This window comes from Myxococcus sp. AM009, from assembly GCF_013372605.1.
GTDB lineage: Bacteria > Myxococcota > Myxococcia > Myxococcales > Myxococcaceae > Myxococcus > Myxococcus vastator.
Genome location: NZ_JABXEP010000182.1, coordinates 1 through 15,102, shown reverse-complemented (window position 1 = coordinate 15,102; position 15,102 = coordinate 1). Strand labels below are relative to the sequence as shown.

The window sequence follows — 15,102 nt, the reverse complement described above, 5'->3', positions numbered from 1 at the left end:
CCCCAGCCCATAGAGGTGTGTCATGAAACACCATGCCCAGAAGCTGCTGGTGGTCGCGTTGCTGGTGGGCCTCTGGGAGCTGGTGGCCCGGATGGGTGTCTGGTCTCCCCACCTGCTGCCCCGGCCCCTGACGGTGGCGCAGAGCCTGGTGGCCATGGTCGCCGACGGGCGCCTGGTGGGCGCGGCGGGGCGCTCCCTGGGGCGGCTCTTGCGCGCCTACCTGATGTCCGTGGCCCTGGGCGTCCCCCTGGGCATGTTGATTGCCCGCGTCCCCTTCTTCCGCAACGCCGTGAAGCCGGTGGTGATGGGGCTCCAGGCCCTGCCGTCCATCTGCTGGCTGCCGCTGGCGCTGCTGTGGTTCGGGCTGGCGGACGGCGCCATCCTCTTCGTCGTCGTCATGGGCAGCGTGCTGGGCATCGCCATCGCCACCGAGGACAGCGTCAACGGCGTGGACCCACAGCTCACCCGCGTGGCCAGCACCCTGGGCGTGCGGGGCCTGCGCTTCCAGTTCGGCGTGCTGCTGCCCGCGGCCCTGCCCGGCATCGTCACCGGCCTGAAGCTGGGGTGGAGCTTCGCCTGGCGCGCGCTGCTGGCCGGTGAGCTGCTCTTCGTCTCCGGCGGCCTGGGGCAGTTGCTCACGGTGGGCCGCGAGCTGATGGACGTGCCCCAGGTCATGGCCGTCATGGTGGCCATCGTCATCATCGGCACCGCGGTGGACCGTGTCCTCTTCCAGACGGTGGAGGTGCGGCTGCGGCGACGGTGGGGCCTGACGGCGACGACTTGAGGCATCACGGCCGTGTGGCGCCCGACGCCTGGCCCCGACGGGCGTTGAAATCCCGCCGCCGCGTCACACCTTCAGCGGCCATGCGAGTCTTCCGCACCCTGCTGCCCGTGGTCGTCGCTGGACTGGTGGTGCTCGGCGCGGGCTGCAAGCGCGAGTCCGCCGCGCACGGCCCGGACGCGCCGCTGCGCCTGGGCTTCTTCCCCAACATCACCCACGCCCAGGCGCTGGTGGGCAACGCGGAGGGCGCGTTCGCCTCGCAGCCGGGTGTGGGCCGCCTGGAGGTGATGCAGTTCAACGCGGGCCCCGCCGCCATGGAGGCGCTGGTGGCCGGCTCGCTGGACGTGTCCTACGTGGGCAGCGGCCCCGCCATCAACACGTTCCTCAAGGCCGGGCGCGAGCTGCGCGTCATCGCCGGCGCGGTGAACGACGGCGCGGTGCTGGTGGTGCGCACGGTGAAGACGCCCGCGGAGCTCAAGGGCAAGAAGCTGGCGTCACCGCAGTTGGGCAACTCGCAGGACATCGCCCTGCGCTACTGGCTGAAGCAGCAAGGGCTGACGACGCGCCTGGACGGCACCGGGGACGTGCGAATCTTCCCGCTGAGCAACCCGGACATCCTGGGCCAGTTCCTGCGCGGCGGCATCGAGGGCGCCTGGGTGCCGGAGCCCTGGGGCGCGCGCCTGGTGGCCGAGGGCAAGGGCCGCATCCTCGTGAACGAGGAGGACCTGTGGCCCGACGGGCGCTTCCCCACCACGGTGCTGGTGACGACGCGCCAGGTGCTGGAGACGCAGCGCCCGCGCGTGGTCGCCCTGCTGCGCGCGCACCTGCGACTCACCGAGCGCTGGCGGGAGGACCCCGCCGGCTTCGCCACCGCGGCCAACGCCGCCTATGGCCGCCTCACGAGCAAGCCCTTGCCCGCCGGCATCCTCCAGCAGGCCTTCTCCCGGCTGGAGCCCAGCCTGGACCCGGTGCCGCGGGCGCTCGCCACCGCGGCCGAGCACGCGAAGGCGCTGGGCTTCATCACCGACGCCAACATCGACGGGCTGGTGGACCTGAGCCTGCTGGACGAGGCGCGGGCGGAGCACGGCCGGGGTGACGCGGGCCTAAGGCCGGGGGAGGATGCGCGCCCATGAAGATGGAGCGTGTGGAGGAGACGCTGGAGCGCATCCAACTGGAGGCCGAGCGCGCCCCCGGTGGGGTGCTGGCCTTCGACGGCGATGGCACGCTGTGGAGCGGGGACGTGGGAGACGACCTGTTCCTGGCCCTGCTGGAGCACGGCGGCATCCGCCCGGAAGCGCATGCCGCGCTGGGGCGGCTGGCCGTCGCGCATGGCTTCGAGGAGGGCCTGCCCGCGCGCGAGCTGGCACACCAGCTCTTCGCCGCCTTCGAGGCGGGGCGGATTCCGGAGAAGGACATCTACGAGATGGTGGCGTGGCTCTTCGCCGGCTGGCGCGTGGACGCGGTGCGCGCCTTCGCGAAGGACGTGGTGACCCGGCGCGAGGTGAAGCAGCGCATCCACCCGGAGAGCCGCCGCGTCGTCGAGTGGGCCCGCGGCCAGGGCATCCCCTGCTACGTGGTCAGCGCCTCGCCGCTCGCCGTGGTGGAGGCCGCCGTGCATGAAGTGGGGCTGGACCCCTTGAAGGTGCTGGCCTGCACGCCGCGCACGGAGGACGGGACGGTGCTGGCCGGCATCGTCGAGCCCATTCCCTACGCGGCCGGCAAGGTGCTCTGCCTGCGCTCGCGCACGTCCCAGCCGCTCTATGCGGCCTTCGGAGACAACGTGTTCGACCTGGAGCTGCTGGCGGCCTCGCGCGTGCCGGTGGCCATCCGGCCCAAGCCGCGCCTGCGGGCGAGGGCAGCCGAGCTGCCCTCGCTCGTCCAGCTCCACCCGGAGGACTGAAGCAGCGTCAGTCCTTCGGCCGCACCTCGCCAGCGAGCGCCAGCGCCACGTTCTCCGTGGTGTTCTCCACCTGGTAGACGGCCACCACGCGCTGGCCCTTCTCCGGCTGCTTGCGGATGCGCAGCGCGCTCAGGTCCAGGGGCACCACGGCGCCGGGCTCCGTCTCCAGGTAGAGCATCTGCCCGTTGAGCTTCAGCACCTTGCCAGACAAGCGCTTCATCTCGTCCTGGTCCGGCGTCACCTCGCGGATGGGAACGCCCACGCCGTTGGCCTGAGGGCCCACGTCCAGGATGCGCTGGCTGCCGCTGCTGGAGCGGTCAATGGACATCGTCGCGCCGAAGTTGGTGAAGTTCCGGTCGAGGCCATTCTGGATCGCCGCGCTGTCGGAGCCGAGGCTCTCACCCGCGGGGTCGACGGGGTCATGGGCCAGGGCGGCCACTGGTGCCATCAGCGCCACCACGGCGGCGACCCTCCAGCTCCCTGCGTGCATTCGTTTCATGGGTCCTCCTCCTCGAGGGGCCGTGAGCCCCCCGTTGCCGACAAGCTAGGACCTGACTTGAGGCCGCAGCCCTGAGGGCGGACTGTTCCATCGCACCCAGGGCCGTGCGCCGTGCGGCGCGCCGGGCCCACGGCGCGGAATGTTGACTCCAGACAGGTGGGCGCCCCAAGCGCGCGAGAAAGGGCTAGGGTGCGCCGTCCTGCCAGGACCCTTTTCCCGCCGCCCGCGTGGCGGCAACACGCAGAGGCCGCACGTGAACGGTCGCAACGAAGAGCATCGCATCGCCCTCTTCATCGATTTCGAGAACCTCGTCACCAACACGGGCATCAGCTCCGCGAGCTTCGACCTGCAGCCCTCGCTCGACCGGCTGCTGGAGAAGGGCAAGGTCGTCTACCGACGTGCCTACTGCGACTGGTCCCGCTTCGCCGAGGCGAAGATCCGCCTGCACGAGTTCGGCGTGGAGCTCCTCGACGTGCCGCCCTCCACGCGCGCCGGGAAGAACGGCGCGGACATGCGCCTGGTCATCGACGCGCTGGAGCTGTGCTACGCGCGCGAGAGCATCGACACCTTCGTCATCGGCTCCGGAGACAGCGACTTCTGCCCGCTGGCCTACAAGCTGCGTGAGAACGGGCGCACCGTCATCGGGCTCGCGGTGAAGGAGTCCACGTCGCCGCTCTTCGTGAAGGCCTGCGACGAGTTCATCTACCTGCGCCCGCGCCAGTCACGCTCCGACAAGGGGGACAAGGAGAAGGGCCGGCAGAGCGTGTCCGCCGAGGAGGCGGGCCACAGCAAGCGCGGCCGTCACGGGCGCGACGAGAAGGGCCGGGGCGACAAGGAGAAGACGTCGCAGGGCGGCGGCAAGTCCCAGTCGAAGACGGAGGTGCCGGACATCGCCCGCGAGGTGGTGCAGAGCATGCTGGCGCGCGCCACCGGGCCGGTGAACCCGTCCCTCATCAAGGAAGCCATCGTCCGCAAGGAGCCCGACTTCGACGAGCGCGAGCACGGCTTCTCCACCTTCGCCCGGCTGCTGGCCGCGCTGGAGCAGCAGGGGCTGCTGCGCCGCATCCAGCAGGGCCGCCAGTGGTACGTGGTGGCGGCGGACTTCGACGTCGGCAGTGGCGACGCCAAGAGCAAGAAGCGCGGCCCCGCGCACGCCGCCGAGGAAGACGACGAGCTGGAGTCCTACCCGGACCCGGACGAAGACGAGGGCTGAGCCCCCGTCCCCGCGACTACGCCCCCGCTGGGGGCGTGGTGGCCTCGAAGAGGTGCTCGAGGAACTCGGGCAGCAGGCTGGCGGAGATGACCCACAGCTTGCCTTCGCCCAGGTCCGCGAGCGACGCGCGCTCCACGTACTCCACGCAGGCCGCTTCCACGTAGTGGATGAACACCTTGCGCTCGCGCGCGCGGTACCAGTCCGCCGCGTGGGCCAGCAGCGCCACCATGGCGTCCTGGGCCTCCTTCGTCGCGTCGTCCACCAGCGGCACCAGCCGCACGCCGTCCAGCACGTTGAAGAGGTTGAGGCCCGGCTGCGCCGTCTCCAGCACCGCCAGGACGACGGGGCGGCCCTCGTGCCGCGCCACCACCAGCTCGCGCTCGCGGCCGAGGCCCGCCTCGCCCCAGCGCTCCTTGGCGCGCTTGAGGTCGAAGCGCTCCGGCACCAGGTCCAGCGCCTCCCGGTAGGCCAGCGGGCGCGTGCGCTCCACCTGCTCGAAGAAGGCGGCGCGCTCGGCCTCGGTGGGCGTGCCCACCTCGATGCCCGCGGGGATTTCCCAGGCCCCGTCCACCTCCGCCTCCATCAACTGGAAGGGCACCAGGCACGTCTGGCCCGTGTGCTCGTACCAGGTGGCGAAGTCGAACTTGGTGAAGCGCACCCAGCGCACGCGCGCCTCGCAGAAGGCGAAGAACCACTTCACCTCCGGGTCCACCTGCGTGGGCTCGTAGCCGCGCAGGTAGATGTCGCGCAGCGCCTCGCGCGCCGACGTGCGGCTGCCCTTCACCGGCTGACGCGCCAGCTGGTGCGCCATCCAGCTGCCTTCATACGGCTTCACCACCGACAGCGTGGCGCCCACGGACTGGCCCTCCGGGTGCACCACCCGGTAGCCCAGCCGCGTCCGGCCCTCCAGCCGCGCCAGCGTGGCGTCGAAGCGGGGGTGCGCGTCCTCGAAGTCCTCCGGCGACTTGCCCGGCAGCCGGAAGTAGCCCGAGCCGTCGAAGAGCTTCCAGGTGGCATCACCCCAGTCACCCTCCACCTGGGTGGCCGGGTGCATCTGCGCCTCCACCAGCGCGCGCCAGGCCTGCGCGCCCGCCGCGTCCAGGGGACGCACGGACATGCCACACCGGCGGCCCGCGGCGGTGCTGGAGATGTTGCGCACCTCGGCGCGCAGCCGCACCGGCGCCATGCCTTCCGTCACGACCTCCAGCACCGGCTGACGCAGGCCCGGGTACAGCAGGTCCTCGCCGGGCTCCGTCAGGAAGGCGAGGCCCTCATAGGACAGGTCCAGCACCTGACGCCGCACGTGCACCTGCGGCCACAGGGGATGGTCGAAGGACAGCGTGCAGGCACGGCTCGGCGGCGCGCGCCGCAGCCAGCGGTGGCGGTAGCGAACAATCTCGCGGGGCATCGGCATCAGCACCAGGCCGGCTTCCTCGCGCGCCTCGCTCACCTCCAGGTGCACCACGCTGCTGTAGCCGAAGGCCTCCAGGGTGAAGGGCCCCACGGGCAGTTCACCCTCGAAGCGCCAGCCCATGCGGCCTTCATGCGAGTCGAAGTACGCGGCCGTCACCGGCACCTTGCGCCCATCCGCGGCGCGCGCCATGCCGCGCGCCCGCCGGCCCACCAGCGCGTCGCAGATGCGCCGCACGCGGTCGGGGTGCTCGATGCGCTCCTTCCACACCGGCCGCGTCTCCGGCGGGAGCAGCAGGCCGTTGTCACGCAGGGCCTCCAGCACGGAGACGATGCGGCGGCCCGCGTCCAGGGGCGGCGCCAGGAAGCGCAGGCTCACCTCCGGCGCGCCGCGCACGTCCATGACCTCCACGTCCAGCGCGGTGGCCCAGCGCTCGCCATGGCCCAGCACCACGGAGGCGGTGTCGCCCGGCTTCGGCGCCGCCTGCGTGCCCAGGTTCAGCGTCAGGTGCTCCAACGACAGCTGCACCAGCCGGCACGGCGCCTGGAGGTTTCCGAACGACGCCACCGCCGTCAGCTCCGTCCCCATCCGGTAACCGAGCATCGACGCCCGGCCGCTCAACCCTTCCAGCGTGTCCGCCTGCATGACAGCTCCGTTGTCTGAAGGAGACCGAGTGTACGGCTTCACAGGTGTGAGACTTGAGAATTCTCATCCGAAGCGTGAGCACGAACGAGCCATGCGTAAGCTGCTCTCCAGGACAGGTCTGGATGTCTGATTTTTCAAGTGTCGCGCGGAGCGCCGTTTCACTCTGAGCAGGATGTACGCTCGCATCCCATCGGGTCCACACACACCCAGGCTTTGCGGGTGAGACGATGTGGCATGGATACCTGAGGAGCGAGGGCTCGCACGCTCGCTCGCTGAGATGGAACCGGCATCGTCAGCGGGTTAGGGGGAGGACCATGCCGCTCAACACCCTCTGCCTTCGTTGCGGCATGTGCTGTGACGGGACGCTCTTCACGCTCGTGTCGCTCCAGCCGGAGGAAGCCCTGGCGCTCCAGCGGCGGGGGCTGCCCGTGGGCTCACGCACGGATGGAAGTCCCGCCTTGATGCAGCGCTGCTCGGCCCTGGATGGGCGCACGTGCACCGTCTACGCGGACCGGCCGGCGAGCTGCAGGCGGTATCACTGTCAGTTGTTCTCCGCGCTGGCGGAGCAGGAAGTCTCGTTGGACGAAGCGCTCGCGGTGGTGGACGAGGCCCATGCGCGAGTGGCCGCCGTGGCGCGCACGCTGGCGCCTGCTTCGGAGGAGGCGCCGCGCTCGGTGCTGCAGCGGGCCCGGCGCGCGAACCTGCCCGAGCACGGAGGCCCGCTGTCCGCGACGGACCTGGCCACCTATGAGCATGCGGAGGCCTATCTGGACACGCACTTCCGGGGGCGCTTCGGGCGGCGGGGTTGAGCGCGGCGACGCGGTGAATCCCAGCCGCCTCGCGCACCGGTGTGGCTACGATGCGGGCGCGAGAAGCCGGGCCGTGCTTCCACGGCGCCGCGTGACACCGAGGACTTCAATGAAGACGAACGCGTCCGTGCTGGCGGTGATGACGTGCTCCCTGCTGACGGCGCCTCTGGCCATCGCGGATGACACGGCCCCCGTGAAGTCCGCGTCGGTGGATTTGAATGGAGACGGCACGCCCGAAGCGGTGTCCCTCCAGTTCGACGCGCCGAAGAACGAGTTCGTCCTCAAGGCGGGCAGCGCCACAGTCCGAGGCCCCGGTGACGACAATGAACCCGCGGGCGTGTTCATCGTGGACCTGGACAGCCGGGACAAGCGCAAGGAGCTCATGGTGCGCACCGGGCAGACGGACTACGACCAGCGCTCGTACCTCTACGGCTTCGACGGCAAGGCGCTGAAGCTGCTGGGCACCGTGCCCGCGCTCACGGAGGCCAAGGGCAACGGCATCATCCTGTCCGACTCATGGCAGGGCTTCTGGAACCGGCGCGACAAGTACGTGTTGGACGCGAAGACGGGCAAGGTGTCCGAGGTGCCGCAAGATTTGTACGCCGTGGGCGTCGAGGCCACGGTGAAGCAGTCGTTCCCGCTGGCGCGCAGCCGCACGGACAAGAACGCCGTGGCCATGCTGGCCCAGGGCTCGAGGATTCAGGTCCTCGCCGCCGCGCGCTCGGGCCGCAAGGGTGGGGGCTACCTCTACCTGGTGAAGTCCTCCACGGGGCTGCTCGGTTGGGCCACCGCGAAGGATTTGACGGAGAAGACGGACGGCCTGCCGCTCGCGGGTTGAGGGCAGGCGCTATCGCTGGACGGCGAGAATGCGCCAGCCCCGCACGTCCACGGCGTAGGTGGCTGCTTCGGTCGCGGTGGCGCCTTCGCTGCGACATGCGCCTTCCTTCACCAGGAATCTGACGAGCACGACTTCATCGTTCAGTGGAGCCACCTCGACATCGTAGGAGTCGCGGCGATGGAGACACACGTCATCGGGCGTAGCGCCCCGAGGCGGCTTCACATCCCGAGGAAGCATGTCGTCCATCGCGAGTTCGATGGCAGCGGCCAGGTTCGCCGGCACCTGCACGCGGCCTTCCGATGGGAGCCACAATGGGTAAGGCAGCTTCGCCGCCTCTTCCTTGGAGGCATGCTCCGGGCGAAAGGGCCGCTGGAAGAGAGCACAACCGGGGATCATCACCACCGTCAGCAACAGGGCTCGACACTTCATGACCCGCTCCTAGTCGCCCACATCCGTGACGATGCCGAGTGGCTTGTGCTCCGGCTTGATGATGCCAATGAGTTCCCAGGTCCTTCCCTTACGAAGATAGACCTCACCGGGCTGAGGCTCATTCGCATGGGGAACCAGCTTCATCACATGACAGTCCGTGTCGAACTGGATTCGGATGAGCCATCGCTGGTTCTTCTCCCACCTGTCTTCCGGTGTCAGTGGCGACGGTGCCCAGGGATGGCTGTGGTAGTCCGCGATGCCGACTGCACGGCCACGCTCATCCCGTACATAGCGTGGTGACGTACACGACTTGCGCTTGTTGGGACCGATTCGCTGCATCTCACCGATGGGAGAGGGATAGCTCGCGTAGAAGACGCCGTCCCCGAGCGAGTAGAGGACGCCGCAGTACTCCTGGCCGTATTCCTTCTCTCGCGCTCCATCCATCTCCATGATGATGGGACAGAGCTGGTCGATGACGTCATCCACGTTCCTGGAGGGTTGGATGGCGGGCCATGGGCCTCGAACTCATACCTGACCACCATCAGGCCCGAAGTAGACGTCCTTTCCAGCGTACCGATAGCCCGCCCCGCTGCAGGCCGTCAGCAACAGGGCAACCTGGGCCCAACGAAGGCTCATCCTGGCGTCCCTCCCACACCCGCGCCGGCTACCTGGCCAGCGCCAGCTCGATGCGTCCGAGCTGCTCGTCGGTGGACGTCACCTTCACCGTCACCGGCATGCCCACGGTGAAGGTCCGCTCCTTGCCCACCAGGGACAGCTCGCGCGAGTCCGGCCGGAAGGGGCCGCCGGACAGTGCGTCCGTGGGCACCACGCCTTCCACCAACATGCCGTCCAGCTGCGCCACCAGGCCGAAGGGCCGCACCCGCGTCACACGCGCTGGGAACTGCTTCCCCACGTACCCCGCCATCCACCGCGCCTCCAACTCACGGTGCCGGTCGTTCTCCGCCCGCGTCGACGCGCGCGCCTTCGCGTTGATGTGCACCGCGAGCGCCTCCATCCCCGGGTCCTCGTCCACGAAGTCCCGGCGCCCCTGCAGGTACCCCTTCAACGTCCGGTGCACCGCCAGGTCCGCATACCTTCGAATCGGTGACGTGAAGTGCAGGTACAGCGGCGCCGCCAGGCCGAAGTGCGGCCCCGGCTTCACCGTGTAGCGCGACGGGCCCAGGGAGCGCCGCAGCACCGAACGCAACGCCGGCTCCGCCGCCGCGCCCACAATCTGCCGGTCGAACGCCGCCAGCGCGAGCGGCGTCAGCTCCCGCCCGAAGCCCGCCGCGAAGCCGGACGTCTCCGCGAAGGCATTCAGGTCCGCCACCCGCAGCGGGTCCGGCTGCTCGTGCACGCGGTACACCCCCGGCAGGCCGCGCGCCAGCATCCACCCGGCGATGGCCTCGTTCGCCGCCACCATGAAGCGCTCAATCATCGCGTGCGCCGACGTCGGCTGCTCACTCACCAGCCCGGACAGCTCGCCCGTCGCCTGGTCGAAGGTGAAGCGCGCCTCGTCCCGCGCGAACTCCATGCCGCCGCGCGCCGCCCGCGCCACCGCCAGCCGCGCCGCCGCCAGCCGGAACCACGGCATCACCTCCCGCACCGGCGCCATGGGCGCCGACACCTCACCCCGGTCCAGGAAGGCGGCCACCTCCTCGTAGTTCAGCCGCGCCCACGAGCGGATGACGCTCTCGTACACGTCCGCCGCCGTCACCCGGCCCTGCGGGTCGATGCGCAGCTCCACCGTGAGGCACAGCCGCTCCTCGCCCTGCACCAGGCTCAGCCAGTGCGAGGACAGCGCCTCCGGCAACATCGGCAGCACGCGCCCCGCCAGGTACACGCTGGTGGCCCGCTCGCGCGCCTCGGCGTCCAGCGCCGTGCCCTGCTTCACGTACTCAGCCACGTCCGCGATGGACACCAGGAGCCGCAGCGCCCCGTCCGGCCCCGCCGGCAACACCGAAATCGCGTCGTCGATGTCCCGCGTGGACGGCGCATCCACCGTCACCGTGGGCACGTCCCGCAGGTCCCGCCGCGCGCCCACCGCGTGCGGCACCGCGCGCGCGCCCCGCGCTTCCTCCATGGCCTCCTCGGAGAAGTCCTTGCGCAGCCCGTGCCGGGCGATGACGCGCTCCAGGGAGCGGTCCTCCCCCGCTTCCACCCGGTAGCACAGCACCACCTTGCCCTCGTCGATGCGCGCCACCACCGCGTCACCGGCCTGCACCTGCGCCCCCGCGGGGTCGAGCACCCAATCCGCGTTGGCCACCTCGCGGTCCACCCGGAGCAGGGGCGCGCCCTTGCGCAGCACCACCTCGCCGTAGACCTGCGTGCGGGGCCGCTCCACCAACGACAGCTGGCTGGCCGACCAGCGCCCATCCGCGCCCGCCGTCACCGTGGCCGTGACGACGTCCCCGGCGAAGTACGGGTTGAGGTCGGGCGGCGGGACGAAGGCGGACAGCACCTCCGGCGAGCCGGGCGTCTGGACGGTGAGGAAGCCGAAGCCTCGGGGGTGGACGTCGAGACGGCCGGTGACGGTGCGGGGCGAAACGGAAGTATCCATGGAACCTTGGGCGCGTGTTTAGCCCACTCCCATCGTGGGAAAGCAGGGCTCGCGCGGGAAAGTGTCGGCCCCCGGGACACGGCCCATGGAGGGCCTGCGTCTCACCGGGAGCGCCATCGCCAGGGATTGGCGAGTTGCCGGACGTGGACGCAGCCGGCCCCGCGCCCCTGACACCCCGGCCAGGCCCGCCCACGATTCCCCACCTGAATCCGGCTTCAATTCCGCCCTACCCGGGAAGTCACCGGGTCCAGTAACAAACCCGTGAGGGACGGGGCTTTCGCGTCCCTCCGGCTCACGGTGTACATTCGACGCCATTCGATGAGTGGGAACACGCTGCCGCTCGCGCCGGAAGCGCGCTCGCTGGGCAAGTACGAGGTGCTCTGCCGCCTGTCGACGGGCGGGATGGCGGAGATTTTCCTCGCGTCCCAGCGTGGCCTGGCGGGTTTCCACAAGCTGGTGGTGCTGAAGCAGATTCTCCCCGACATCCGCGGCGAGGAGGAGTTCGTCCGGATGTTCCTGGACGAGGCCAAGGTGACGGCCGCGTTCAACCACCCGCACATCGCCCAGGTGTACGACCTGGACATCGCGGACGGAGAGCTCTTCCTCTCCATGGAGTTCGTCCCGGGCGCCACGCTGGTGGAGGTGGCGCGCGCGTGCCGGCAGGCCAATACCCCCATCCCCATGGGCTACAGCCTGATGGCGGTGCGCGACACCGCCGTGGCGCTCCACTACGCGCACACCTTCACGGATCCGCTGGGCCGCCCCTCCCCCGTCATCCACCGGGACGTGGCGGAGAAGAACATCATGGTGACGTACGAGGGCGTCACCAAGCTGCTCGACTTCGGCATCGCCAAGAGCCTGGCCCGCGCCAGCCGCACCGCGGTGGGCATGGTGAAGGGCACCAGCGGCTACATGTCGCCCGAGCAGATTCTGGGCGAGCCGCTGGACGCGCGCAGTGACTTGTTCAGCCTGGGCGTGGTGCTGCACGAGTGCCTCACCGGCATGCGGCTGTTCTACGCCAAGCAGGCCGAGGCGATGATGAACGCGGTGCTGCGCTGCGAGGTGACGCCGCCCTCGCGCACCAACAAGCACGTGCCGCCAGAGCTGGACACCATCGTCATGCGCGCGCTGTCCAGGCGCCGCGAGGACCGGTACGCCTCCACGCTGGAGTTCGCCCGCGCCATCGAGCGCGCCGTGGGTCCGCTCATCTGGCACCCCGAGCAGAGCAGCGAGCTGATGCTGCGCCTCTTCTCCGACCGGCGCGACCAGACGCGGCAGCTCCTGATGAGCGGGCAGGACGACACGGGGGACACCACCGGCGTGGTGAACCTGGCCAAGGTCATGGCCATGGGGGCCGAGCCCTCCGAGCTGCCCACCGGCGGCGTCACCTTGCCGCCGTCACCTCGGGCTTCGGGAGCGCCTCGCGGCGCCGCGCCGTCCACCGCGCCCCGGCGTCCCACCCCGGGCGCTCCCACCGCGTCCCCGGATGCCGGCACCGTTCGCAAGGCCGTGCTCCAGGCGCCACCGGTCAAGCGGCTGGCCTCGCGCGCGCCGGCCGCCGCACGCCCGCCGCCGCCTCCTCCTCCCGCCGAGGCCATGACGTCCCCTCCGTCCGAGCGGCAGCACGTGCGCACCCAGCCGGGGATGCCGGTCCACCCACCGGAGCACACGGTCCGCACGCAGTTGCCGGGCGCTGGCCGGGAGTCGGGCGCTTCTGCACCCGCGCCGGGTGAGGCCTCCGCGCGTCAGGGCTCGCGGGCCTCGGCGGCGGATGCCCAGGCCACCGCGCGGGAACAGACCCAGGTCCGCGGGGTGCGCTCCCCGGAGCCACCCGCTCCGACAGCGCCCGAGGATTCCCGCGCCCGGCCGATTCGCACGCCGGATACGGTCCCTGCCGCGGATGCACGGTCTCGCTCATCCCGGACGCAAGACGGCCTGCGCACGGTGGCCCCACCCGAAGCGCCCGCGCCTCGGGCCGCGACGGAGGACGCCTCCCGCGCCCGCGCTTCCCGCACCCAGGACGGCCTGCGCGCCTCCGTGCCCACGCCGCCTCCCGCCGAGCGCGACCTGCGGACGGCGATGATTCGCATGCCGGTGCTGCCCCCCGAGCGTGGCGAGGACACGGTTCCGGTGACGCCCTCGCCGCGCCGCTCCACTCCTCCCCGTCGCAGGCAGGGTGGCGCTTCGAACGAGCCCACCACCCAGCCCGTCCGCTTCCACGACATGCCCGTGGAGGAGGAGGACGACGAAGAATCCACGGTGCAGAGCCGGGGCGACACGACAAGCCCCAGGCGCGCGCGGCCCCCACAGCCACCGTCCCAGCCACCGCCTCGGCGAAACCGGGCCTGGATGGCCGTCACGGCGGTGGTGGGCATGCTGGCGCTGGGCGTCGCGGTGGTGATGCTGGGGCTGGACGGTGGCGTCGTGTCCTCCCGGCTGAGGCCCCTGCTCGGCCGGGGTGCCCCACCGCCGCCCCAGCAAACCGCCGGGACGCGTCCCCCGGTGAACGCGGACGAGGACCTGGCGGCGGGGACAGCGACTCCCGTGGCTCCACCGGTGAACGAGGGGGCGAAGGACACGGGTGCGTCAGCCCTGGCCATCGCGGAGGTGGACCCCTCCGCCCTGACGGATGAGGCGCCGGTGCCGGATGAGCGTGCCCCGGACTCGGACGCCGCCACCGAGGACGACGCCCCGCTCAAGGGACCCCGGACCTTCAAGCGCGTCCGCAACGGGACGCAGCGGAGCAAGGCGGTCGCCACGGGGCTCCGCAAGGCACCGGCCACGCCGCCCACCTCGGAGAGCGTACCGGCGGGCGAGCCCGGCTTCCTCACCCTGGTCACCGAGCCCAAGGCCCAGGTGTTCCTCGGCGGCCAGGACCTGGGCAAGACGCCGCTCTTCAAGGTGAAGCTGCCCGCGGGTCAGCACACCCTGAAGCTGGTGGATGCCACCGCCAAGGCGCACCAGGTTCCCGTGGACATCCAGCCCGGGGAGACGACCTCCGTCCGCGGCCCGTTGAGCCTGCTTTCGGACCCCTGAACCGCGGGGCAGGCAATCAACGCCGGAGACATGCGTACCTTGAGCACGTCGGGGTCCGTGTCGTGACCCCTTTTCCATTGGAGCGTGCCCATGTCCCCCGCCCGCGTCTCAATCGTCGCGTCCTTCCTCCTCTTCGGTGCCTGTGCCCATGCCCAGGACGCTCAAGCCGGTGCGTCCACTTCCACACGACAGCGAGGCGACGTCCGGGAGGTGCCCGACTTCGACGAGGTGTCGGTGAGCCATGGCATCCGGGCCGAGGTGAAGGTGGGCCCCAAGTCCGTGCGCCTGGAGGGCCCGGCCGAGCTCGTGTCCCGAATCGAGCTGGATGTGCATGACGGGGCGCTGCGCACCCGCGTGGACAGGAAGCTCTTCGACGGGTTCCGAGGCGGCAGCGTCCGCCTGTACGTCTCCAGCCCGCGCGTGGAAGGCATCCACGCCAGCGGCGGCAGCCACGTGGACGCGGACGCCACGCGCACGGACGAGTTCGACGTCGAGGCCAGCGGCGGCGCCATCGTCAACGTCCGCGGCGTGGATGCACGCCAGGTGGAGACCGAGGCCAGCGGTGGCTCGAAGGTGACGCTGGCGGGACGGGCGACGGACTTCGACGTCGAGGCCAGCGGGGGCTCCGTCGTGCGGGCCCTGGACGTGAAGGGCGTCAAGACGCTGGACGCGGAGGCGAGCGGCGGCTCGCGCGTGGAGGTGGATGCGTCCGACCGCGTCAGCGGCGAGGCCTCCGGGGGCAGCGTCCTCCAGCTCGTGTCCCGCCCGAGCCAGAGCGACGTGCGCACCAGCGGCGGCTCCCGGCTCGTCTACAAGGACTGACGCGCCCGCCGCCGTGGAAGGCGTGCCGCGTCAATGACAACACACGGGTGGGGTGAACCGGACAGCATCCGAGGTCGCGGGTGGGCCGGCTTGCTCCGCATGGGCCGGGGCGGCTGGAATGCGCGTCCCCACCCCTCGCGGAGCTGCCCACCCGATGAC

At 70.9% G+C, this 15,102-nt stretch carries 13 protein-coding genes; 8 read left to right on the top strand and 5 right to left on the bottom strand.

Going from position 1 to position 15,102, the window contains the following annotated elements; all coding sequences use genetic code 11:
* The first annotated feature begins 22 nt into the window (after positions 1–22).
* The 3 genes from HV824_RS30975 (at position 23) to HV824_RS30965 (ending at position 2,681) form a co-directional block, all read left to right on the top strand.
* Positions 23–784, top strand: a complete 762-nt coding sequence (locus HV824_RS30975; protein WP_176421189.1) for an ABC transporter permease — start codon at positions 23–25, stop codon at positions 782–784.
* Positions 785–864: 80 nt separating this feature from the next.
* Positions 865–1,914: an ABC transporter substrate-binding protein gene (locus tag HV824_RS30970; protein WP_176421188.1), complete on the top strand. Its 1,050-nt coding sequence runs from the start codon at positions 865–867 to the stop codon at positions 1,912–1,914.
* The gene (locus HV824_RS30965) at positions 1,911–2,681 is read left to right on the top strand and encodes an HAD family phosphatase (RefSeq protein WP_176421187.1); all 771 of its coding nucleotides are present in this window, start codon (positions 1,911–1,913) and stop codon (positions 2,679–2,681) included. The genes HV824_RS30970 and HV824_RS30965 overlap by 4 nt, the downstream gene beginning before the upstream one ends.
* A 7-nt stretch (positions 2,682–2,688) precedes the next feature.
* Here HV824_RS30965 and HV824_RS30960 read toward each other — a convergent pair whose 3' ends face one another.
* Entirely contained in the window at positions 2,689–3,180 is a 492-nt protein-coding gene (locus HV824_RS30960; RefSeq protein WP_176421186.1) for a hypothetical protein, read from the bottom strand.
* 253 nt (positions 3,181–3,433) lie between these two features.
* Between HV824_RS30960 and HV824_RS30955 the strand changes: the two genes are divergently transcribed.
* The gene (locus tag HV824_RS30955) at positions 3,434–4,393 is read left to right on the top strand and encodes an NYN domain-containing protein (RefSeq protein WP_176421185.1); all 960 of its coding nucleotides are present in this window, start codon (positions 3,434–3,436) and stop codon (positions 4,391–4,393) included.
* Positions 4,394–4,409: 16 nt separating this feature from the next.
* Here HV824_RS30955 and HV824_RS30950 read toward each other — a convergent pair whose 3' ends face one another.
* Positions 4,410–6,449: a PilZ domain-containing protein gene (locus HV824_RS30950; RefSeq protein ID WP_176421184.1), complete on the bottom strand. Its 2,040-nt coding sequence runs from the start codon at positions 6,447–6,449 to the stop codon at positions 4,410–4,412.
* 314 nt (positions 6,450–6,763) lie between these two features.
* Between HV824_RS30950 and HV824_RS30945 the strand changes: the two genes are divergently transcribed.
* Together HV824_RS30945 and HV824_RS30940 are read left to right on the top strand one after the other, a co-directional pair.
* Positions 6,764–7,258, top strand: a complete 495-nt coding sequence (locus HV824_RS30945; protein WP_176424866.1) for a YkgJ family cysteine cluster protein — start codon at positions 6,764–6,766, stop codon at positions 7,256–7,258.
* A 109-nt stretch (positions 7,259–7,367) separates the two neighbouring features.
* Positions 7,368–8,096 (top strand): hypothetical protein, encoded by a 729-nt coding sequence (locus HV824_RS30940; protein WP_255208483.1) that lies wholly within the window; start codon positions 7,368–7,370, stop codon positions 8,094–8,096.
* Between the two features lie 9 nt (positions 8,097–8,105).
* Here HV824_RS30940 and HV824_RS30935 read toward each other — a convergent pair whose 3' ends face one another.
* From HV824_RS30935 to HV824_RS30925, 3 genes are all read right to left on the bottom strand, one after another.
* A complete protein-coding gene (locus HV824_RS30935) occupies positions 8,106–8,525 on the bottom strand; it encodes a hypothetical protein (protein WP_176421181.1) in 420 nt (139 codons plus the stop codon).
* A 9-nt stretch (positions 8,526–8,534) separates the two neighbouring features.
* Complete coding sequence (locus HV824_RS30930; protein ID WP_255208482.1) at positions 8,535–9,011, bottom strand: hypothetical protein; 477 nt, start codon at positions 9,009–9,011, stop codon at positions 8,535–8,537.
* A 178-nt stretch (positions 9,012–9,189) separates the two neighbouring features.
* The gene (locus HV824_RS30925) at positions 9,190–11,085 is read right to left on the bottom strand and encodes a ribonuclease R family protein (RefSeq protein ID WP_176421180.1); all 1,896 of its coding nucleotides are present in this window, start codon (positions 11,083–11,085) and stop codon (positions 9,190–9,192) included.
* Between the two features lie 318 nt (positions 11,086–11,403).
* Between HV824_RS30925 and HV824_RS30920 the strand changes: the two genes are divergently transcribed.
* Together HV824_RS30920 and HV824_RS30915 are read left to right on the top strand one after the other, a co-directional pair.
* A complete protein-coding gene (locus HV824_RS30920; protein ID WP_176424864.1) occupies positions 11,404–14,121 on the top strand; it encodes a serine/threonine-protein kinase in 2,718 nt (905 codons plus the stop codon).
* Between the two features lie 90 nt (positions 14,122–14,211).
* Positions 14,212–14,943 carry a head GIN domain-containing protein gene (locus HV824_RS30915; RefSeq protein WP_176421178.1) on the top strand — a complete coding sequence of 244 codons (732 nt, stop codon included), beginning with the start codon at positions 14,212–14,214 and terminating at the stop codon, positions 14,941–14,943.
* Positions 14,944–15,102: the final 159 nt, after the last annotated feature.